The organism is Pseudomonas sp. NyZ201 (assembly GCF_049860765.1).
Lineage (GTDB): Bacteria > Pseudomonadota > Gammaproteobacteria > Pseudomonadales > Pseudomonadaceae > Aquipseudomonas > Aquipseudomonas bharatica.
The window spans coordinates 1470304-1489298 of the sequence record NZ_CP187557.1 but is presented as its reverse complement, the minus strand read 5'-3'; the positions used below and the strand labels follow the sequence as shown (position 1 = coordinate 1489298).

18 protein-coding genes are annotated in these 18995 nt (G+C 63.7%); 10 read left to right on the top strand and 8 right to left on the bottom strand.

The window, feature by feature from the left end:
* The first annotated feature begins 55 nt into the window (after positions 1–55).
* The 3 genes from arsC to ACPFMA_RS06850 are packed head-to-tail and all read left to right on the top strand — an operon-like array spanning position 56 to position 1420.
* On the top strand, positions 56–409 hold the full coding sequence (gene arsC, locus ACPFMA_RS06860) for an arsenate reductase (glutaredoxin) (protein WP_420059286.1): 354 nt from the start codon (positions 56–58) through the stop codon (positions 407–409).
* A complete protein-coding gene (wrbA, locus tag ACPFMA_RS06855; protein ID WP_064305024.1) occupies positions 406–1011 on the top strand; it encodes an NAD(P)H:quinone oxidoreductase in 606 nt (201 codons plus the stop codon). The genes arsC and wrbA overlap by 4 nt, the downstream gene beginning before the upstream one ends.
* The gene (locus ACPFMA_RS06850; RefSeq protein WP_064305025.1) at positions 1004–1420 is read left to right on the top strand and encodes a DUF2069 domain-containing protein; all 417 of its coding nucleotides are present in this window, start codon (positions 1004–1006) and stop codon (positions 1418–1420) included. The genes wrbA and ACPFMA_RS06850 overlap by 8 nt, the downstream gene beginning before the upstream one ends.
* Positions 1421–1507: 87 nt before the next feature.
* Here the strand turns inward: ACPFMA_RS06850 and ACPFMA_RS06845 are convergent, their stop codons facing one another.
* Positions 1508–2179: a DNA-3-methyladenine glycosylase I gene (locus ACPFMA_RS06845; protein WP_064305026.1), complete on the bottom strand. Its 672-nt coding sequence runs from the start codon at positions 2177–2179 to the stop codon at positions 1508–1510.
* A 3-nt stretch (positions 2180–2182) separates the two neighbouring features.
* On the bottom strand, positions 2183–3007 hold the full coding sequence (ttcA, locus tag ACPFMA_RS06840) for a tRNA 2-thiocytidine(32) synthetase TtcA (protein ID WP_009397987.1): 825 nt from the start codon (positions 3005–3007) through the stop codon (positions 2183–2185).
* 270 nt (positions 3008–3277) lie between these two features.
* On the opposite strand from ttcA, the gene ACPFMA_RS06835 reads away from it, so the two are divergent.
* Entirely contained in the window at positions 3278–3877 is a 600-nt protein-coding gene (locus ACPFMA_RS06835; RefSeq protein WP_064305027.1) for a Yip1 family protein, read from the top strand.
* Between the two features lie 128 nt (positions 3878–4005).
* Positions 4006–4500, top strand: a complete 495-nt coding sequence (locus ACPFMA_RS06830; RefSeq protein WP_009397989.1) for a SprT family zinc-dependent metalloprotease — start codon at positions 4006–4008, stop codon at positions 4498–4500.
* A gap of 153 nt (positions 4501–4653) precedes the next feature.
* Here ACPFMA_RS06830 and ACPFMA_RS06825 read toward each other — a convergent pair whose 3' ends face one another.
* The 4 genes from ACPFMA_RS06825 to ACPFMA_RS06810 all read right to left on the bottom strand — a co-directional run bounded on the left by ACPFMA_RS06825 (position 4654) and on the right by ACPFMA_RS06810 (position 8962).
* Positions 4654–5982 (bottom strand): dicarboxylate/amino acid:cation symporter, encoded by a 1329-nt coding sequence (locus tag ACPFMA_RS06825; RefSeq protein WP_009397990.1) that lies wholly within the window; start codon positions 5980–5982, stop codon positions 4654–4656.
* A 278-nt stretch (positions 5983–6260) separates the two neighbouring features.
* Positions 6261–7607: an ATP-binding protein gene (locus ACPFMA_RS06820; protein WP_064305028.1), complete on the bottom strand. Its 1347-nt coding sequence runs from the start codon at positions 7605–7607 to the stop codon at positions 6261–6263.
* On the bottom strand, positions 7604–8281 hold the full coding sequence (locus ACPFMA_RS06815; protein ID WP_009397996.1) for a response regulator: 678 nt from the start codon (positions 8279–8281) through the stop codon (positions 7604–7606). The genes ACPFMA_RS06820 and ACPFMA_RS06815 overlap by 4 nt, the downstream gene beginning before the upstream one ends.
* Before the next feature lie 81 nt (positions 8282–8362).
* Positions 8363–8962, bottom strand: a complete 600-nt coding sequence (locus tag ACPFMA_RS06810) for an outer membrane protein (protein ID WP_009397998.1) — start codon at positions 8960–8962, stop codon at positions 8363–8365.
* A gap of 148 nt (positions 8963–9110) precedes the next feature.
* Here ACPFMA_RS06810 and ACPFMA_RS06805 point away from each other — a divergent pair, with 148 nt between their 5' ends.
* Together ACPFMA_RS06805 and ACPFMA_RS06800 are read left to right on the top strand one after the other, a co-directional pair.
* Positions 9111–9899 carry a dienelactone hydrolase family protein gene (locus ACPFMA_RS06805; RefSeq protein ID WP_064305029.1) on the top strand — a complete coding sequence of 263 codons (789 nt, stop codon included), beginning with the start codon at positions 9111–9113 and terminating at the stop codon, positions 9897–9899.
* Positions 9900–10012: 113 nt separating this feature from the next.
* Positions 10013–10714 (top strand): 4'-phosphopantetheinyl transferase family protein, encoded by a 702-nt coding sequence (locus ACPFMA_RS06800; protein WP_425929891.1) that lies wholly within the window; start codon positions 10013–10015, stop codon positions 10712–10714.
* 3 nt (positions 10715–10717) lie between these two features.
* Here the strand turns inward: ACPFMA_RS06800 and ACPFMA_RS06795 are convergent, their stop codons facing one another.
* Both ACPFMA_RS06795 and ACPFMA_RS06790 read right to left on the bottom strand, forming a co-directional pair.
* Positions 10718–12328, bottom strand: a complete 1611-nt coding sequence (locus tag ACPFMA_RS06795) for an ATP-binding protein (protein WP_420059288.1) — start codon at positions 12326–12328, stop codon at positions 10718–10720.
* The gene (locus tag ACPFMA_RS06790) at positions 12325–13050 is read right to left on the bottom strand and encodes a response regulator transcription factor (protein WP_009398006.1); all 726 of its coding nucleotides are present in this window, start codon (positions 13048–13050) and stop codon (positions 12325–12327) included. The genes ACPFMA_RS06795 and ACPFMA_RS06790 overlap by 4 nt, the downstream gene beginning before the upstream one ends.
* A 766-nt stretch (positions 13051–13816) precedes the next feature.
* Between ACPFMA_RS06790 and ACPFMA_RS06785 the strand changes: the two genes are divergently transcribed.
* From ACPFMA_RS06785 to ACPFMA_RS06775, 3 genes are all read left to right on the top strand, one after another.
* The gene (locus ACPFMA_RS06785) at positions 13817–16720 is read left to right on the top strand and encodes a ribonucleoside-diphosphate reductase subunit alpha (RefSeq protein ID WP_279897944.1); all 2904 of its coding nucleotides are present in this window, start codon (positions 13817–13819) and stop codon (positions 16718–16720) included.
* Between the two features lie 173 nt (positions 16721–16893).
* Entirely contained in the window at positions 16894–18141 is a 1248-nt protein-coding gene (locus ACPFMA_RS06780; protein ID WP_009398010.1) for a ribonucleotide-diphosphate reductase subunit beta, read from the top strand.
* A gap of 193 nt (positions 18142–18334) precedes the next feature.
* Positions 18335–18847 carry a BRO-N domain-containing protein gene (locus ACPFMA_RS06775; protein WP_425929890.1) on the top strand — a complete coding sequence of 171 codons (513 nt, stop codon included), beginning with the start codon at positions 18335–18337 and terminating at the stop codon, positions 18845–18847.
* Positions 18848–18995: the final 148 nt, after the last annotated feature.

Genomic DNA, 18995 nt, shown 5'->3' with positions numbered 1-18995 from the left:
TGCCGGTTTGCTGCGGTTAGAATACCCGCCACTCACAGCCGGATGCGACCCTGACATGACCGACCTGACGCTTTACCACAACCCGCGCTGCTCCAAGTCCCGCGGTGCCCTGGAACTGCTCGAAGCACGGGGCCTCGCGCCCACCGTCGTGCGCTACCTGGAAACCCCGCCGGATGCGGCAACCCTCAAGGCCCTGCTCGGCAAGCTGGGCATCGGCGCGCGCCAGCTGCTGCGCAGCGGTGAAGACGAGTACAGCAGCCTCGGCCTGGCCAACCCGGCCCTGACCGATGCACAACTGATCGCCGCCATGGTCGAGCATCCCAAGCTGATCGAACGGCCGATCCTGGTGGCTGGCGACAAGGCGGTGATCGGTCGTCCGCCGGAAAAAGTGCTGGAGATCCTGTCGTGAGCCAGCCCTACATCCTGATCCTCTATTACAGCCGCCACGGCTCCACCAGCGAAATGGCCCGGCAGATCGCCCGCGGTGTGGAACTGGCCGGCCTGGAGGCCCGGTTGCGCACGGTGCCGGCGATCTCCACCGAATGCGAAGCGGTAGCGCCGTCGATCCCGGAGACCGGCGCGCTCTACGCCACCCTCGACGATCTGCGCAATTGCGCTGGCCTGGCCCTGGGCAGCCCGACCCGCTTCGGCAACATGGCCGCGCCGCTCAAGTACTTCATCGACGGCACCAGCAGCCTGTGGCTGAGCGGTGGCCTGGTGGGCAAGCCGGCGGCGGTGTTCACCTCCACCGCCAGCCTGCACGGTGGCCAGGAATCGACCCTGCTGTCGATGCTGCTGCCGCTGATGCACCACGGCATGCTGATCATGGGCCTGCCCTACAGCGAGTCGGCGCTGATCGAGACCCGAGGCGGCGGCACGCCCTATGGCGCCAGCCACCATGCCGGCGCCGATGGCAAGCGCGACCTGGATGCCGACGAAATCGCCCTGTGCCGTGCACTCGGCCAGCGCCTGGCGAGCACCGCGAAACGGCTGGAGAACGGGCGTGGCTAAAAAGCCGAAGATCCTGCCGCCGCTGCAATGGCTGGAGCCGCGGGTACGCCTGACCCGCGCCCTGAGCCTGGCGGCCTTCGCCAGCCTGGTGCTGTTGCTGGTGGTCAATACGCTGTTCTTCACCGACCTGCACGGTGCACGCAGCTGGGTGATCCTGGGCGTGCAACTGCTGCCGTTGGCGCTGGTGGCGCCGGGAATGATCGGCGGCAGCGCGCGGGCCCATGCGTGGATGTGCTTCGTGCTCAACCTGTACTTCATCACCGGGGTGGAAGCGGCCTTCGACCCGGCGCGGGCGCTGTTCGGCTGGCTGGAAGTGGTGATCAGCCTGACGTTGTTCGTCAGTGCGCTGCTGTATATCCGCTGGCGGTTTCAGCTGGATCGCAGGATGGCAGGGGAAGGATCGGTCTGATTTGAGGGCCCTATCGCTGGCAAGCCAGCTCCCACAGGTCCGGTGAACACAGTACCTGTGGGAGCTGGCTTGCCAGCGATGAGGCCGTCAATGGTTGACGGTATGCGCCAGCATCACCGACAACTGGCACAGCGGCCTGCCACTCTCGGCATGCCACTGATTGAAAGCGGCCTGCACCTGCGCCAGGTCCTTCAAGCTGGTCGGCTTCTTGTCGATCACCTCCTGGGCAATCAACGCCGCCGACATGTCGTCGGTCGGGATAAACGTATCCTTGCCCATCATCCGCAGGAACCGCGGTGCCGACAGCCCGCCCAACTGGTTGCCATGCCGGGCCAGGTACTTCCACAACCCGGTGATATCGGTCACTGGCCAGTCGGCGATCAGCGCCGCGAAGCTGCCCTTCTCCTTCTGCACATCCAGCACCATCTGCGCATTGCGCGGCACGCTCTTGAGCTTGCCCAGATGGCGGATCAGGCGGGTGTCCTGCATCATCCGCTCCAGGTGCTCGGCGCCCATCAGCACCACTTTCTCCGGGTCGAAGCCGAAGAACACCTGCTCGAACGCCGGCCATTTGGCGTCCACCAGGCTGTGCTTGAGCCCGGCGCGGAATACGCGCAGGGCCAGGGTCGAGAGGTAGCGGTCGTCACTGATCGCGCGCAGTTGCGCCGAAGTCTTCGGTTGCGGCAGGTACGCTTCCAGCGCGGCGGCGGAGCCGAAGCGGTTCAGGCAATACTCATGCAGCCATTGGTAGTCGCGCATGGGTCAGATATTCAGCACGTCGAGGAAACGCGGGGCCGCGGTCTCGTCGATGCGCAGGCTGGTGAAGTCGAACAGGTTGCGGTCGGCCAGTTGCGACGGCACCACGTTCTGCAGGCTGCGGAAGATGCTGTCGGTCCGCCCGGGTGACTTGCGTTCCCACTCCACCAGCATCTCCTTGACCACCTGGCGCTGCAGGTTTTCCTGGGAGCCGCAGAGGTTGCACGGGATGATCGGGAATTCCTTCATGTCCGAGTAGGCCTGGATGTCCTTCTCCGAGCAGTAGGCCAGCGGGCGGATCACCACGTTGCGGCCGTCGTCGGCCCGCAGCTTGGGCGGCATGGCCTTCATGGTGCCGTTGAAGAACATGTTGAGGAAAAAGGTTTCGACGATATCGTCGCGGTGGTGACCGAGGGCCATCTTGGTCGCGCCGATCTCGTCGGCGAAGGTGTACAGGGTGCCGCGGCGCAGGCGCGAGCACAGCGAGCAGGTGGTCTTGCCTTCCGGGACCAGCTCCTTGACCACCGAGTAGGTGTCCTTTTCGACGATGTGGTACTCGATGCCCAGGGTCTTCAGGTAGGCCGGCAGCACTTCCTCGGGGAAGCCGGGCTGCTTCTGGTCCATGTTCACCGCCACGATCTCGAACTTGATCGGCGCCACTTTCTGCAGGTGCAGCAGAACGTCGAGCATGGTGTAGCTGTCCTTGCCGCCGGACAGGCAGACCATGACCTTGTCGCCATCCTCGATCATGTTGTAGTCGGTGATGGCTTCGCCGGCGAGACGGCGCAGGCGTTTCTGCAGCTTGTTCTGATTGACCGAAAGGGTGCCCATGGCGCTTGAATCCGCGAGGTGTGACAAAAGGCGCGTATTTTACGCACAAACCGCCGCGCGACACAGACCCATCCGATAAAGACTGCAAGGAAATCAAGCACGGCGCTTAGAGCGCGATTTGCTCTAAAAAAGCGGATTTGTGCGACGAACGCCTTCCTATACTGCGACATAAGACCGCAACGATAGCGGCCTGTCCTGTCCGGCCCGTGCCTTGCGGGCTAGCAAGCGCTCCACTGGGGGGCGATTGGAAACGGCGTAGGAGTGATTGGCATGATCCATCACGTTGTTGGGCTGTTCACCCATCCTGACCAGGAATGGCGGGAAATCCGTGGCGAAGAAGAAACCATCAGCCACATGTACCTCACCCACACCCTGATACTGGCAGCCATCCCTGCGGTATCGGCGTTCATCGGCACCACCCAGGTCGGCTGGGTCATCGGCGAGCGCGCACCGGTCATGCTGACCATGGACAGCGCCCTGTGGATGACCCTGATGTCGTACGTCGCCATGCTTGCCGGCGTCGCGGTCATGGGCGCGTTCATCCACTGGATGGCACGCACCTACGATGCCAACCCGAGCCTGGCGCAATGCATCGCGTTCGCCACCTACACCGCGACCCCGCTGTTCATCGGCGGCCTGGCGGCGCTCTATCCGCACCTGTGGCTGGGGATGATCGTCGGCACGGCGGCCATCTGCTACACGGTGTACCTGCTGTATGTCGGGTTGCCGACCTTCATGAACATTCCGTCAGACGAAGGCTTCCTGTTCTCCAGTTCGGTGCTGGCGGTGGGGCTGGTGGTGCTGGTCGCCATCATGGCCTTTACCGTGATCACCTGGGGACTGGGCGTGGGACCGGTCTACACCAATTAGAAAGATGCCAGCATAGGGGCAACACCACGGGCCGCCTTCGGGCGGCCCGATTTCATGTGCAGACGGGCGGTCTCGGCAGCGCTTCGGCGGTTGCGGCATAATCGGCCGCCTCAGGAGTACCGTCACGCATGCCAGAGCTGCTCAAAACCCGCGTCGAAGACTGCTACAAGCAAGCAGAAGCCTTTTTCAAACGTCCCTTCCAGCGCCCCGAGGTCAGCTTCAAGCTGCGCGGGCAGAAAGCCGGTGTCGCCCACCTGCACGAGAACCTGCTGCGCTTCAACCTGCAGCTGTACCGCGAGAATGCCGAGGACTTTTTGCGCCAGACCGTGGCCCACGAGGTCGCGCACCTGGTTGCCCATCAATTGTTCGGTGACCGTATCCAGCCCCATGGCGAAGAATGGCAGTTGATCATGCGCGGCGTGTATGAACTGCCGCCGAATCGTTGCCACAACTATGAAGTGCAGCGGCGCACGGTGACCCGGTATATCTACCGGTGTCCGTGTGCCGGGAGTGATTTCCCGTTTTCGGCGCAGCGCCATGGGTTGGTGCGCAAGGGACGGCGGTATCTGTGTCGGCGGTGCCGGCAGACGCTCGTGTTCACCGGGGAAGTGAGGGTGGAATGAGATCCCCTGTGGGAGCGGGTTCACCCGCGATTACGGCGGTGAATCCACCACCGCAATCGCGGGTGAACCCGCTCCCACAGGGTCCGCAGTGTTCCTTCAGGCAGACATGAAAAAGCCCATCCGAAGATGGGCTTTTTGCATCACACGATTCGCTTAGCGAACGGCAGGACCTTCAGCTACGCCCAAGTCGTCGACCGGACGGCTTTCAACCAGCGGCGAACCACCGGAATCCAGTTCCTTGTGCAGCTTGTCTTCGTCCAGTTCCTTGACCCACTTGGCCACGACCACGGTCGCCACGGCGTTGCCGATCAGGTTAGTCAGGGCACGGGCTTCGGACATGAAGCGGTCGATACCGAGGATCAGGGCCAGGCCGGCAACCGGCAGGTGACCTACGGCCGACAGGGTTGCCGCCAGGACGATGAAGCCCGAACCGGTAACGCCCGCAGCACCTTTGGAGGCAACCAGCAGCACCAGCAGCAGGGTGATCTGGTGGGTGATGTCCATGGTGGTGTCGGTGGCCTGGGCGATGAACACCGCGGCCATGGTCAGGTAGATCGAGGTACCGTCGAGGTTGAACGAGTAGCCGGTCGGGATCACCAGGCCAACCACGGATTTCTTCGCACCCAGGCGCTCCATCTTGGTCAGCATGCGTGGCAGGGCGGATTCCGAGGAGGAAGTACCCAGCACGATCATCAGCTCTTCACGGATGTAGCGGATCAGCTTGAGCACGCTGAAGCCGTGGGCACGCGCGATACCGCCGAGGATGACCAGGATGAACAGCACGCAGGTGATGTAGAAGCAGGCCATCAGGTAGCCCAGCTGCACCAGCGAACCCACGCCGTACTGGCCGATGGTGAAGGCCATGGCACCGAACGCACCGATCGGGGCCAGCTTCATGATCATGTTGATGATGTTGAACATGACATGGGCGAAACGGTCGATCATTTCCAGCAGCGGCTTGCCGTAGGAACCCAGGCGATGCAGGGCGAAGCCGAAGATCACCGAGAACATCAGCACCTGCAGGATGTCGCCGTTGGCGAAGGCACCGACCACGGTGGCCGGGATGATGTTGAGCAGGAAGCCGACGGTGGTCTGCTGCGCACCGGCGGCGGCGTAGGCGGCCACGCTGCTGGCGTTCAGGGTGGACACGTCGATGTGCATGCCGGCGCCCGGCTTGACCACGTTGACCACGACCAGGCCGATGATCAGGGCGATGGTGGAAACGATCTCGAAGTACAGCAGCGCGTAGCCGCCGGTCTTGCCCACCGACTTCATGCTCTGCATGCCGGCGATACCGCTCACCACAGTGCAGAAGATGATGGGGGCGATGACCATCTTGATCAGTTTGACGAAGCCGTCACCCAGGGGTTTCAGGGCAACGCCGGCTTCAGGGTAGTAATGGCCGAGGAGGATACCGATGGTGATCGCTACCAACACCTGGATATAAAGCGATTTGTACAGTGGCTGACGGGCTGTCGTCATGGCTATGTTCCTCAAGGGCACCGGCCGGTCCTTCCCAGGACGCGGGGTACCTGAATCGCGAACCCTCCTGCATTGGAGGGATTTGTTGTGTCGAGCTGCGTGGCAGAACTCTGCGAGCTTCATAGCAAGCCCGATGCCAATTTGCGCTTTTGCGGTGCAGCCCCTGCATTTACGGGACTTTCTCGCACAAACAGGTGGCACGCGATGGGGCCTGAGTTGGCGGATTTCCGCCCGGGGCGGAATTTCGCCAGGCCAGGTTGGCGGATATCCGCCCGCCGTCAGTCGGAAGTGAAGCGGATACGGAAGGCGGCGCCGCCGAGGGAGGAGTCCCCGAGGGTCAGGCGCGCGTCGTAGCTATCGATGATGTCTTTGGCCACAGCCAGCCCGATGCCCTGCCCCGGGTACTGGCGGTCGAGCCGTTCGCCACGCTGGAGGATGCGCTCGCGCTGGTCCGGCGGTACGCCGGGGCCATCGTCCTCGATGCTCAGTTCCAGCGCGCCATCGACCTCGCGCAGGCCGATGCGCACCTGGCCCAGGCACAGGCGCCAGGCGTTCTCCAGCAGGTTGCCGAGCAATTCCATCAAGGCGCCCTGCTCCATCGGCACCCGTGCATCGTCGGGCATGTCGTAACCGACCGCGACCTGCTTGTCGCGGTAGACCTTGGCCAGCGTCCCGCACAGGCTGTCGAGCATCGGTCGCAGGTGCACCTGGTGGCGCACCAGGCCGCTCTTGCGCAGGCTGGCGCGCTGCAATTGGTAGTCGATCTGCTGGCTCATGCGCTCGATCTGCCCTTGCAGGACCCGCGCCTGCTCGCGGTCCGCCGGACGCTGGGCCATGCCCTCGCTGACGCCCTGCAATACCGCCAACGGCGTTTTCAGGCTATGGGCCAGGTCGCCGAGCGAGTCGCGATAGCGCCCGCGCTGCTCGCGCTCGCTGCGCAGCAGGCGGTTGAGGGAACGGGTCAGGCGCAGCAGCTCACGTGGATGCTCGCTGCTGAGCCCTTCACGGGCGCCGGATTCGATCTCGTCCAGCTCCACGGTCATTCGCCGCAGCGAGCGCAGGCCCCAGGTCAATCCGGCCCAGAGCAGCAGCATCAGCACCAGCAGGGCGGCACCAAAGCCGAGATAGAGCTTTTCCCGCAGGCCATCCAGGGTTTGCCGGTATTCACGCACCGGCTGCAGGGCAACGATGCTGAACGCGGCGCTCTTGCCGCCGAGCAGCTTGACCTCGACGTCGTAGACGAAGAATTCCTCGCCGTCGTCCTGGCGGATTCGCGCGAATTCGTTGCCACGCCCGTCATAGCGCGGCTGATAGTTGATGTTTTCGTTGGCGGTGGCCCGCGAGCGCCAGACCAGCCGCCCGTCGCGGTCATAGATGTAGCCGAGCAGGCGGCTGTCGGGAAGGTTGAAGCGTTCGTCCGGCAGCAGTACCGGCATCCTCAGGCGATTGTTTTCCACCCGGGCGGCGGAAATCAGCGTGGTCACATCCGAAGCCAGGCGCTGCTCGATGGACTCCTGCAAGGCCAGGCTGAAGGTTTTCTGCAACGCCGGCAGCAGCGCCAGCATGAACAGCAGCGCCAGCACCGCCGCCGCCAGCATCAGCCGCACCCGCAGGGAACGGATCACCGGCAGCGCTCGGTGAACAGGTAGCCCAGGCCCCGCACGGTATCGATCGGCTTGAAGCCGCAATCGCCTTCGAGCTTGCGCCGCAAACGACCGACCAGCACTTCGATGACGTTGGGGTCGCGTTCCTCGTCGTTGGGGTAGAGCTGTTCCATCAGCCGCTCCTTGGCGACCACCTGCTGGTGATGGCGCATCAGGTATTCAAGGATGCGGTATTCGTAGGCGGTCAGCGCCAGCGGCTGCTCGTCCAGCACCGCCTGCTTGCGGTTGAGGTCCAGGCGCAGCGGGCCGGCGACGATGGTGGCCTGGGTGAAGCCGCTGGAGCGGCGCAACAAGGCATTGAGGCGGGCCTCCAGCTCTTCGAACTGGAACGGCTTGACCAGGTAGTCGTCGGCCCCGGCAGCCAATCCCTCGACCTTGTCCTGCCAGTTGCCGCGGGCGGTCAGGATCAGGATCGGGAAGGTCTTGTCGAGGGCGCGCAGGCGGCCGATCAGCTCCAGTCCGCTCATCCCCGGCAGGCCGAGGTCGACGATGGCCAGGTCATGGTTGAACTCCCCGGCCTGGTACAACGCCTCTTCGGCGTCGGCCACGGCTTCGACCACATGGCCGCTCTCGGTCAAGCGGGTCTGGAGGTGGTGGCGCAGCAGCGCTTCGTCCTCGACCACCAGCAATTTCATCGGTTTCTCCCTTGGCAATGCGTTACGCAGCATAACAGCGAACCGGCCCCGCTCGATGGGGCCGGCTCAGGCAACATGGGCTCAGAACCTGTAGTTGGCCGAGAGGTAGGTCTGCGCACTGCTGGTCAGGCGCAGTGCCCCTTGCTTGCTCTCGCCGCGCTCGCCCAGGTCGGTACTGGCGTTGCTGCGCAGGTAACGGTAGCCCAGCTCCACCGAGGCGTTATCGCTGACCTGCTGGAGCACGCCGCCCTGCAGGCCGACTGCATAACCGATATCACTGTCGCGGCTGGCGCCCGGAGAGTCCTGGGTCAGCTTGGTCAGGCCGGCGCTGGCACCGCCGAACAGCTTGGTGCTGCTACCCAGCGGATAGAACAGATCGTAGCTGCCGAGCAGATTCTCCTGACGCAATTTAAGGCCGTTGTGGGTGCCTGAAACGTTGTCGTAGGTGGCGTAGTAGCGACCGTCGTCGTTGATCCGGCCGAGGCGCACGCCCCAGGTATCGTCCTTGCCGATGATGCCATCGGTATTCTGGTTGCCGAGGTTCTGCTCCAGGCCGCTGGACTTGCGGACCTTGTCGCTGGTCTGGCCATAGGTGAGGCCGGCGAAGGTATCGTCGGCCTGGACGCTCATGCTCGCGCCGAGGACGGTCAGTGCGGCCAGCAGGGTATTGAGGCTTTTCATGATGATGTTCTCCAGGGTGGTGCGCGGTTGAGGTGTGGAGGCTAGAGTAGGAACCCGGCCCTGAACCGCGGCTGAACCCCGCCTGAACCGGGGCTGAACGTCATCGATGTTTCGCTTATCCATGATTCAGAGAACAGGAGTACCGATCATGCGTTTATTGCTTGCTGCCGCCCTGCTGGGCGCCGCCGGGCTGGCCCAGGCTGCCGTGCAGACCCGCGAGATTCCTTATCAGGACGCCGACGGCAAGCGCCTGGTCGGCTATTACGCCTACGACGATGCGGTGAAGGGCCCGGTGCCGGGCGTGGTGGTGGTGCACGAATGGTGGGGGCTGAACGACTACGCCAAGCGCCGCGCCCGCGACCTCGCCGCCCTGGGCTACAGCGCACTGGCCATCGATATGTATGGCGACGGCAAGAACACCGAGCACCCGGCGGATGCCATGGGCTTCATGCAGGCGGCGCTCAAGGACCCGGCGGCGGCAGCCAGGCGTTTCGATGCAGGCGTCGAACTGCTCAAGCTGCAACCGCAGACCGACAAGGCGCGGATCGCCGCCATCGGCTATTGCTTCGGTGGCAAGGTGGTGCTGGACGCAGCACGGCGCGGGGAATCGCTGGCCGGCGTGGCGAGTTTCCACGGCGCGCTGGTGACCAGCACGCCAGCGACGCCCGGTAGCGTGAAGACCAGGATCCTGGTGGAACATGGCGCGGCGGACAGCATGGTCACCCCGGAGCAGGTGCTGGACTTCAAGAAGGAAATGGACGCCGCCGGCGCGACCTATGAGTTCGTCAGCATCCAGGGGGCCAAGCACGGGTTTACCAATCCGGATGCCGATCGCTTGAGCCATGGCGAACATGGCGGGCCGGACATTGGCTACAACAAGGCGGCGGACGAAAGTTCGTGGGCGGATCTGCAGGCGTTCTTCAAGAAGATCTTCTGATCACAGCGGCAAGCTTCAAGCAACAAGTGGCAAGAAGAGCAACCGGCATCACCGCCGCTTTCTCTTGCAGCTTGAAGCTTGCGGCTTGCAGCTTCGGCTCTAGAATACCCGCCATGAACCGACTCCCCGCCTGCTGCTCCCCCCTCCAGCACCACTGGCCCCTGGCCCGCCCGGTCCCCGGCGCGCAACTGGTCAGTTGCACCTTCGACCCGGCCGCCCTGCGCGCCGACGACTTCCAGCGCGCCGCGATCGAACAGACGCCCGCCCTGCAGCGCTCGGTCGCCAAGCGCCAGGCCGAGTACCTGGCCGGCCGGGCCTGCGCCCGCGCCGCCCTGCAGCATCTGGATGGGCGTCTCTACGTGCCGCCCACCGGCGACGACCGCGCGCCGATCTGGCCCGCCGATATCACCGGCTCCATTACCCATGGCAAGGGTTGGGCCGCCGCCGTGGTCGCCCACAAGAAGGACTGCCAGGGCCTCGGCCTCGACCAGGAGACCCTGCTCGACAACGAGCGCGCCGCACGGCTGGCGAAGGAAATCCTCACCGAAGCCGAACTCCAGCGTCTCGACCCGGCCCGCCAGAGCCTGGGCGTGACCCTGACCTTCTCGCTCAAGGAAAGCCTGTTCAAGGCCCTTTATCCGCTGGTGCTCAAGCGCTTCTACTTCGAACACGCCGAAGTGCTGGAATGGTCCGACGACGGCTCCGCCCGCCTGCGCCTGCTCACCGACCTGTCCGAGCACTGGCACCACGGCCGCGAAGTGCATGGCCAGTTCTGCCGCATGGGCGACCAGGTACTCAGCCTGATCGCGGTCTGATCTTCATTCTCCGCCCGGCCCCGGCTGCTCTCGCGGCCAGCTCAGGCTGAAACAGGCGCCGCCAAGCCGCTGGCTCTGGCCCACCAGGGCCCGACCGTTGTGCCAGTAGATGATTCGCCGGACGATCGACAGGCCCAGGCCATGCCCGCCGGATGAACGGGTACGGCTGTCGTCGAGCCGGGTGAAGGGGGTGAAAATCCGGTCCCAGGCACTTTCCGGCACGCCCGGGCCGTCGTCCTCGACATCGATGCGGCAGCGCTGCAGGCCCAGTTGATAACTGAGGACGACCTGCGCCTCGGCGTGGCGCATGGCATTGCTCACCAGGTTCTGCAGGGCCCGGTGCAGGTAGCGCGGTTCGGCCTCCACCCAGGCGCCCTCGCCGCTGTCCTGTGAGGCACCGCGCAGCACCCGCACCTCACGCCGCAACGGGGCCAGCTCGGCGATGACCTGATCGAGCAACGCATCGAGGTCGACCCGTTGGAAATGCAGGGCTGGCGCCCCCTGCTCGAGGCGGGCGTACATGAGCATCTCGTCCACCAGCTTGTCGAGGTCCTGGATATCGCTGTCCATCCCGGCCAGGTGCTTGTCGCGGGCCTGCTCGGTACTGGCACTGGCGATCATTTCCAGGCCGAAGCGCAGCCGCGCCACGGGGGTGCGCAGCTCATGGGAAACGGCACGCACCAGCTCGCGCTGGATGGTCAGTGAGCGTTGCAGGTGTTCGGCCATGCCATTGAAAGCCTCGGCCAGGCGCCCCACCGAATCGGCACCCTCGACGACCACCCGGGTGTCCAGGCTGCCCTGGGCGATCTGGGTGGCGGCCACTTCGACCTGCGACAGGCGCCGTTCCAGTTGGCGCACCAGCAGGTAGACCACCAGGCCGATCAGGCTCAACCCGAGCACGGCGATCAGCACCAGCAGTTGCGGCGGATAAGGGTTCATCTGGTACAGCGGGCCGATCTCCAGGACCCAGGGTGTACCGGCGATCCCGGCGAAGACGCGGATCGAATCGCCATCCTTGCCCAGGGCCATCACCGTATCGCCCTCCTCGACCCGGCGACGCTGGTCGTCATCCATATCCGCGTTGCCTTGCGCCAGCAGGCGCAGGTCGAACCCGAAGCCCTTGCTCTCTTTCAGCTCCGCCAGACGCCGGGCCTGCTCGGCCACCGGGTAGCGCACCAGTTCGTCCACCAGCAGGTAGATGGTGGCCCGGGCCAGTTGCTCGCTGATCTGCTGCACTTCGCCGGTCAGCACCAGGTCACGGCCCTTGAGCTGGCTGACCACCCGGGCCTGGTGCGGACCAAGATGCTCCACCAGCACCTGGCCGCGTTGCAGGCGGGTGCGCTGGCTACCATCGAGATGGGCATCGGCGCTGGTCTGCACGGCCAACGGAATCCCCAGCAGGCGCTCCCACAGGGCCAGGGCACGGGTACGCTCGACGCCGTTCATCCGTGCCAGGTTGTCGGCCATCAGGGTGAAGGTGCCGTGGGCCAGGCGCTCGCGGTACTGTCCGGCGCGCACTTCGTTGAGCAGGTGCAGGCTGAGGGTACCGAGGACCGCCACCAGCACCAGCACGGCGAGCATTCCGCCGTAGATGCGCAGGAAGATCGAGTTCATGGGTTGCGATCCAGCGTCTCGGCGGCCTCGCGCACGAACAGGTAGCCCTTGCTGCGGATGGTCTTGATCATCCGTGGATGGATCGGGTCGTCGCCGATCTTCGGACGGATGCGCGAGATACGGACGTCGATGGAACGGTCCTGGCCGTCGTAGCCGACGCCGCGCAGGGAAGTGAAGATCTCTTCCCGGGAAAGAATGCGCCCGGCGTTGCTGATCAGCAGCCAGAGCAGGTCGAATTCGGCGCCGGTCAGCTCGATGACGGCATCCCCCAGCCAGGCTTCGCGCAAGGTGTTATCGACCCGCAGCGGGCCGAACTGCACGCTGCGCAACTGTTCTTCGACCGCAGGCGGCTCGGCCCGGCGCAACAGGGCGTTGATCCGCGCCAGCAGCAGGCGCGGGCGCACCGGCTTGCACACATAGTCGTCGGCGCCAAGGTCGAGGCCCTGGACCTGGTCGAGGTCATCGCTGCGTGCGGTGAGCATGAGGATCGGCCCCGGATAGCGCTGGCGCACCTTGCGGCAGATGCTCAGGCCGTCTTCGCCGGGAAGCATCAGGTCGAGGATCACCAGGTCCGGCTGCTGGTTGATGATGCGCGCGGCGGCCTTGGCCCCGTCGCCCTCGACCTCGACGCTGAAACCGTTGGCCTGAAGGTATTCGCGGGTCAGCTCGGCAAGACGCTGGTCATCCTCGACGATCAATACCTGACAGCTTCGCTGCTCCACGGCCCCACTCCTGCGTTTCGTTGTTATTGGAATCCTGTCGCCAAAAGGCAACATCGGCAGCGGATACTACGTGGCACCCCGGGCACTGCCAACCGCTTGCCATGGGCACGCAATTTGCCTGCCAGCGATCGCTGTGGAGGGGGCTTTTTGTGATAGGGTTCGCGCCCGCAAAAAATCCTCTGTCGCCTTTTCCTACATGAAAAAAGGATGACAGGCGGTCTTCTCCCGATAGGACGCGGCCTACAGCGTTTTGTCCAGTTTCACTCACAAACTACACACAAGTTATCCACAGATCGTCGCCTTGCAATAGGGTCGATACCGCATTATCTTGTATCTCACTCACAGCAAAACACTACATCTTGGGTTTTCATCAAAATCCCAAGCACAAGTCAAGCATCGAACTCAAGCCTTTCAGTGGCTGTTTTTTTTGCTTGAACTTTAGGTGATTTCAGCAGCCAAACCGCTCCTGCGGAGGCGACCGTTGCAAGCCCTCAGAGGGCGTTGTTCCGGGTATGGATGGCGCCGGCCAGTGCCGCACATCCGCACAGCAACAGATTTTGGGTCGGCGACCCAAGACTTTTGACTTCGGCCAGGGAGCGGCATGCGAATGCCCCTTTTTCCTGATCCGTCCCGAAGTCGGGTGCACGCCCTGTCGCGGCGCGAGTGCTTTCGAGCCACGCCTGCGGCAGATGCCTGTCGGACCTTTGGATGGAACGGTGGGTGCCTATCCGGCGCCTGAATAAACATAGAGAACGTGGAGACACCCATGCACACCGACACAACTCGCGAGAACCCGCAGGCCAAGGCGCCGCAGGCCGCCGATTCGACCCAGGATCTGGCAGCGACCGCCCCCGGCCAACTGCGCGTGATCAAGCGCAACGGCACTGTCGTTCCCTACACCGACGACAAGATCACCGTTGCCATCACCAAAGCGTTCCTCGCAGTTGAAGGCGGCACCGCTGCCGCCTCGTCGCGCATCCACGACACCGTCGCGCGCCTGACCGAGCAGGTCACCGCCACCTTCAAGCGCCGCATGCCGTCCGGCGGCACCATCCACATCGAAGAAATCCAGGACCAGGTTGAACTGGCCCTGATGCGTGCCGGCGAGCAGAAAGTCGCCCGCGACTACGTGATCTACCGCGAACAGCGTGCCCGCGAGCGCGCCAACCGTGGCAGCAGCGACGCCGTGGTGCAGCCGCACCCGAGCATCCGCATCACCCTGGCCGACGGCAGTCTCGCGCCACTGGACATGAACCGCCTGAACACCATCATTTCCGAAGCCTGCGAAGGCCTGGCCGAAGTCGATGGCGACCTGATCCAGCGCGAAACCCTGAAGAACCTCTACGACGGCGTGGCCATCAAGGACGTCAACACCGCCCTGGTGATGACCGCCCGTACCCTGGTCGAGCGCGAGCCGAACTACTCCTTCGTCACCGCCCGCCTGCTGATGGACACCCTGCGCGCCGAAGCGCTGGGCTTCCTTGAGGTCGCCGAGAGCGCCACCCACCACGAGATGGCCGACCTGTATGCCAAGGCGCTGCCGGCCTACATCGCCAAGGGCGTGGAATACGAGCTGCTCGACCCGGCCCTGGCCAGCTTCGACCTGGAGCGCATCGGCCAGGCGATCAACCACGAGCGCGACCAGCAGTTCACCTACCTCGGCCTGCAGACCCTCTACGACCGCTACTTCATCCACAAGGACGGCGTGCGCTTCGAGCTGCCGCAGGTGTTCTTCATGCGCGTCGCCATGGGCCTGGCCCTCGGCGAGAAAGACCGTGAAGCCCGTGCGATCGAGTTCTACAACCTGCTGTCGTCCTTCGACTACATGGCCTCGACCCCGACCCTGTTCAACGCCGGTACCCTGCGTCCACAGCTGTCGAGCTGCTACCTGACCACCGTCCCGGACGACCTGTCGGGCATCTACCATGCGATCCACGACAACGCCATGCTATCGAAATTCGCCGGTGGCCTGGGCAACGACTGGACTCCGGTGCGCGCGCTGGGCTCCTACATCAAGGGCACCAACGGCAAATCGCAAGGCGTCGTGCCGTTCCTGAAAGTGGTCAACGACACCGCCGTCGCGGTCAACCAGGGCGGCAAGCGCAAGGGCGCGGTCTGCGCCTACCTGGAAACCTGGCACCTCGATATCGAAGAATTCATCGAGCTGCGCAAGAACACCGGTGACGATCGTCGTCGTACCCACGACATGAACACTGCCAACTGGATCCCTGACCTGTTCATGAAGCGCGTCTTCGAAGACGGCAAGTGGACCCTGTTCTCGCCATCGGAAGTGCCGGACCTGCACGACCTGACCGGCAAGGCCTTCGAAGAGCGCTACGAGTACTACGAAGCCCTGACCGAGTACAACAAGATCAAGGTGTTCAAGACCATCCAGGCCAAGGACCTGTGGCGCAAGATGCTCTCGATGCTGTTCGAGACCGGCCACCCATGGCTGACCTTCAAGGACCCGTGCAACCTGCGCAGCCCGCAGCAGCACGTGGGCGTGGTCCACAGTTCGAACCTGTGCACCGAGATCACCCTGAACACCAACAAGGACGAGATCGCGGTCTGCAACCTGGGCTCGATCAACCTGCCGAACCACATCGTCGACGGCAAGCTCGACCACGCCAAGCTGCAACGCACCGTGCACACCGCCGTGCGCATGCTGGATAACGTGATCGACATCAACTACTACTCCGTGCCGCAGGCTCGCAACTCGAACCTCAAGCACCGTCCGGTCGGCCTGGGCATCATGGGCTTCCAGGACGCGCTGTACCTGCAGCACATCGCCTACGGTTCCGACGCGGCCGTCGAGTTCGCCGACCGTTCCATGGAAGCGGTGAGCTACTTCGCCATCCAGGCCTCCTGTGACCTGGCCGACGAGCGCGGTGCCTACGAGACCTTCCAGGGTTCGCTGTGGTCCAAGGGCATCCTGCCGCTGGACTCGCAACAGATCCTGATCGAAGCCCGTGGCGCCAAGTACATCGACGTCAACCTGGACGAGACCCTGGACTGGGCACCGGTGCGCGAGCGCGTGCAGAAAGGTATCCGCAACTCGAACATCATGGCCATCGCGCCGACCGCGACCATCGCCAACATCACCGGCGTCTCGCAGTCCATCGAGCCGACTTACCAGAACCTGTACGTGAAATCGAACCTGTCCGGCGAATTCACCGTGATCAACCCGTACCTAGTTCGCGACCTCAAGGCGCGCGGCCTGTGGGACTCGGTGATGATCAACGACCTGAAGTACTACGACGGTTCCGTGCAGCAGATCGAGCGTATCCCGCAAGAGCTGAAGGACCTGTACGCCACTGCCTTCGAAGTGGAAACCAAGTGGATCGTCGACGCCGCCAGCCGCCGCCAGAAGTGGATCGACCAGGCACAGTCGCTGAACCTGTACATCGCCGGCGCTTCGGGCAAGAAGCTCGACGTGACCTACCGCATGGCCTGGTACCGTGGCCTGAAGACCACCTACTACCTCCGTGCCCTGGCCGCGACCAGCACCGAGAAGTCGACCATCACCACCGGCAAGCTCAACGCCGTGTCCAGTGGTGGCGACAGCAGCGCCCCGGTCCAGGCCAAGGCCGCACCGGCGGCAGAACCGGCTCCAGCGCCAGTGCCGAAGGCCTGCGCCATCGACGAGCCGGACTGCGAGGCCTGCCAGTAAGGTGAATCGAGGCGTCCTGCGGGGCGCCTCGTTGCCTGGGCCAGAAACAACAAAACCGAAGCCTGCGCTTCGGCACTCAGATTTTGCGTGCACTGCTGTACCCCGACGCAAGCAACGCAACCAAGATCCACCGGCCATACTTTGAACATGGCCCTCAAGCAGGAGACCCCACCATGCTGAGCTGGGACGAATTCGACAAAGAAGACGGCGAAGCCGTCGCCAAGACCGGCGCTGCCGGCCACTCCGCTGCTGCCGGCATCGACAAGCTGGACAGTGCCGGTGGCGCTGCCGCCCTCGAAGCCCGCGCCGTCACCGCCAACGACTCGGCTGCGGTGGTCCGCGCCAAGGCTGCGCTGGACGAACTGGACATCGCCGAAGGCCTGGCCGAGCTGGAAGGCTCCGCTGCCCGTGTCGCGGTCGATGAAAAGCGCATGATCAACTGCCGCGCCGACCTCAACCAGCTGGTCCCGTTCAAGTACGACTGGGCCTGGCAGAAATACCTCGACGGCTGCGCCAACCACTGGATGCCGCAAGAGGTCAACATGACCGCGGACATCGCCCTGTGGAAGAGCCCGGAAGGCCTGACCGACGACGAGCGTCGCATCGTCATGCGCAACCTCGGCTTCTTCTCCACCGCCGACTCCCTGGTTGCCAACAACCTCGCGCTAGCCGTATACCGCCTGATCACCAACCCCGAATGCCGCCAGTACATCCTGCGCCAGGCCTTCGAGGAAGCGATCCACACCCACGCCTACCAGTACTGCATCGAGTCGCTGGGCATGGATGAAGGCGAGATCTTCAACATGTACCACGAGATCCCGTCGGTCGCGAAAAAGGCCGCCTGGGGCCTGCGCTACACCCGCTCGATCTCCGACCCGGAATTCAAGACCGGCACCGTCGAGACCGACAAGGAACTGCTGCGCAACCTGATCGCCTACTACTGCGTCCTGGAAGGCATCTTCTTCTACTGCGGCTTCACCCAGATCCTCTCCATGGGCCGTCGCAACAAGATGACCGGCGTTGCCGAGCAGTTCCAGTACATCCTGCGTGACGAATCCATGCACCTGAACTTCGGTATCGACGTGATCAACCAGATCAAGATCGAAAACCCGCACCTGTGGGATGCCGAAATGAAGGAAGAAGCCTCGCAGATGATCCTGCAGGGCACCCAGCTGGAAATCGAATACGCACGCGACACCATGCCACGCGGCGTGCTGGGCATGAACGCCGCGATGATGGAGGACTACCTCAAGTTCATCGCCAACCGTCGCCTGTCGCAGATTGGCCTGAAGGAAGAATATCCAGGCACTACCAACCCGTTCCCGTGGATGAGCGAGATCATGGACTTGAAGAAGGAGAAGAACTTCTTCGAGACGCGGGTGATCGAGTATCAGACGGGTGGGGCGTTGAGCTGGGATTGATGGGCTCGCACCACATTGTTCTATGGAAAAGGCTGCCTTCGGGCAGCCTTTTTACTTTGTGTGTCAAACCAACCCCAACAGATTGACGGGTAGCCTTTACTTTCCTAGCTTTGGCCTTCAGCGCTTAAGAACGCTCACGCGGCGGCAATCCGTTCCCGACAGAAACGGCTCTTCCATTACTGGCAGGCCGACCATGACCGTTACCTACGAACCTACTCTTTTTACCCGCCACAACCGCCCTCTCCACACCCTCTGGCTCGAATCCCAGGCCTGGTTCTGCGCCCGCGAACTCGGCCGTCTGATGGGCCGGTTCGTGGATGAGCGCTGCATCGGCCGGCTCGATCCGGATCAGTGGCGCACGCTGAGGCTGTTGCGCTATGGCCGGGAGGTAGAGGCGCTGATGGTCAGTGAGTCCGGGGCCTATACGTTGCTGGCGCATCACTATGTGCCGGAGAACCGGTCATTGCGGCACTGGCTGACCCATGAGGTGGTGGCGGTGTTGCGGGATGGGCAGGGAGCGGCTGGGGATGGTGGGCCGAGGTTGGGGCAGATGCGCTGGGGTGGCGAGCGGGTGGTGAGTTTGTTGTATTGGCAAAGCGAGCCTTGGGTGAGGTTGCGGGATATGCCGGTGGTGGTGGATGAGGTCGGGCCAGAGCCGCAGGAAACTCGGCGGCGCGGGTGGGTGGGGCGGGTTTTGCGGTTTTGAGGTCAGCTACAGGATGAAGGCACTAAGCGGACGGGGTAGGAGCGGATTCATCCGCGATCGGCAGCGAAGCCGTCGTAAAACCTAAGTCCCAGGTTTGTCTGATACACCGGGGCTTTAGGTTTTATGGCCGCTTCGCGCCCAATCGCGG

Coding starts and splice junctions, on each gene's coding strand:
- arsC (WP_420059286.1), top strand. CDS start 56: ATGACCGACCTGACGCTTTACCACAACCCGCGCTGCTCCAAGTCCCGC.
- ACPFMA_RS06845 (WP_064305026.1), bottom strand. CDS start 2,179: ATGCGCGACTACCAATGGCTGCATGAGTATTGCCTGAACCGCTTCGGC.
- ttcA (WP_009397987.1), bottom strand. CDS start 3,007: ATGGGCACCCTTTCGGTCAATCAGAACAAGCTGCAGAAACGCCTGCGC.
- ACPFMA_RS06835 (WP_064305027.1), top strand. CDS start 3,278: ATGATCCATCACGTTGTTGGGCTGTTCACCCATCCTGACCAGGAATGG.
- ACPFMA_RS06830 (WP_009397989.1), top strand. CDS start 4,006: ATGCCAGAGCTGCTCAAAACCCGCGTCGAAGACTGCTACAAGCAAGCA.
- ACPFMA_RS06825 (WP_009397990.1), bottom strand. CDS start 5,982: ATGACGACAGCCCGTCAGCCACTGTACAAATCGCTTTATATCCAGGTG.
- ACPFMA_RS06815 (WP_009397996.1), bottom strand. CDS start 8,281: ATGAAATTGCTGGTGGTCGAGGACGAAGCGCTGCTGCGCCACCACCTC.
- ACPFMA_RS06810 (WP_009397998.1), bottom strand. CDS start 8,962: ATGAAAAGCCTCAATACCCTGCTGGCCGCACTGACCGTCCTCGGCGCG.
- ACPFMA_RS06805 (WP_064305029.1), top strand. CDS start 9,111: ATGCGTTTATTGCTTGCTGCCGCCCTGCTGGGCGCCGCCGGGCTGGCC.
- ACPFMA_RS06800 (WP_425929891.1), top strand. CDS start 10,013: ATGAACCGACTCCCCGCCTGCTGCTCCCCCCTCCAGCACCACTGGCCC.
- ACPFMA_RS06795 (WP_420059288.1), bottom strand. CDS start 12,328: ATGAACTCGATCTTCCTGCGCATCTACGGCGGAATGCTCGCCGTGCTG.
- ACPFMA_RS06785 (WP_279897944.1), top strand. CDS start 13,817: ATGCACACCGACACAACTCGCGAGAACCCGCAGGCCAAGGCGCCGCAG.
- ACPFMA_RS06780 (WP_009398010.1), top strand. CDS start 16,894: ATGCTGAGCTGGGACGAATTCGACAAAGAAGACGGCGAAGCCGTCGCC.
- ACPFMA_RS06775 (WP_425929890.1), top strand. CDS start 18,335: ATGACCGTTACCTACGAACCTACTCTTTTTACCCGCCACAACCGCCCT.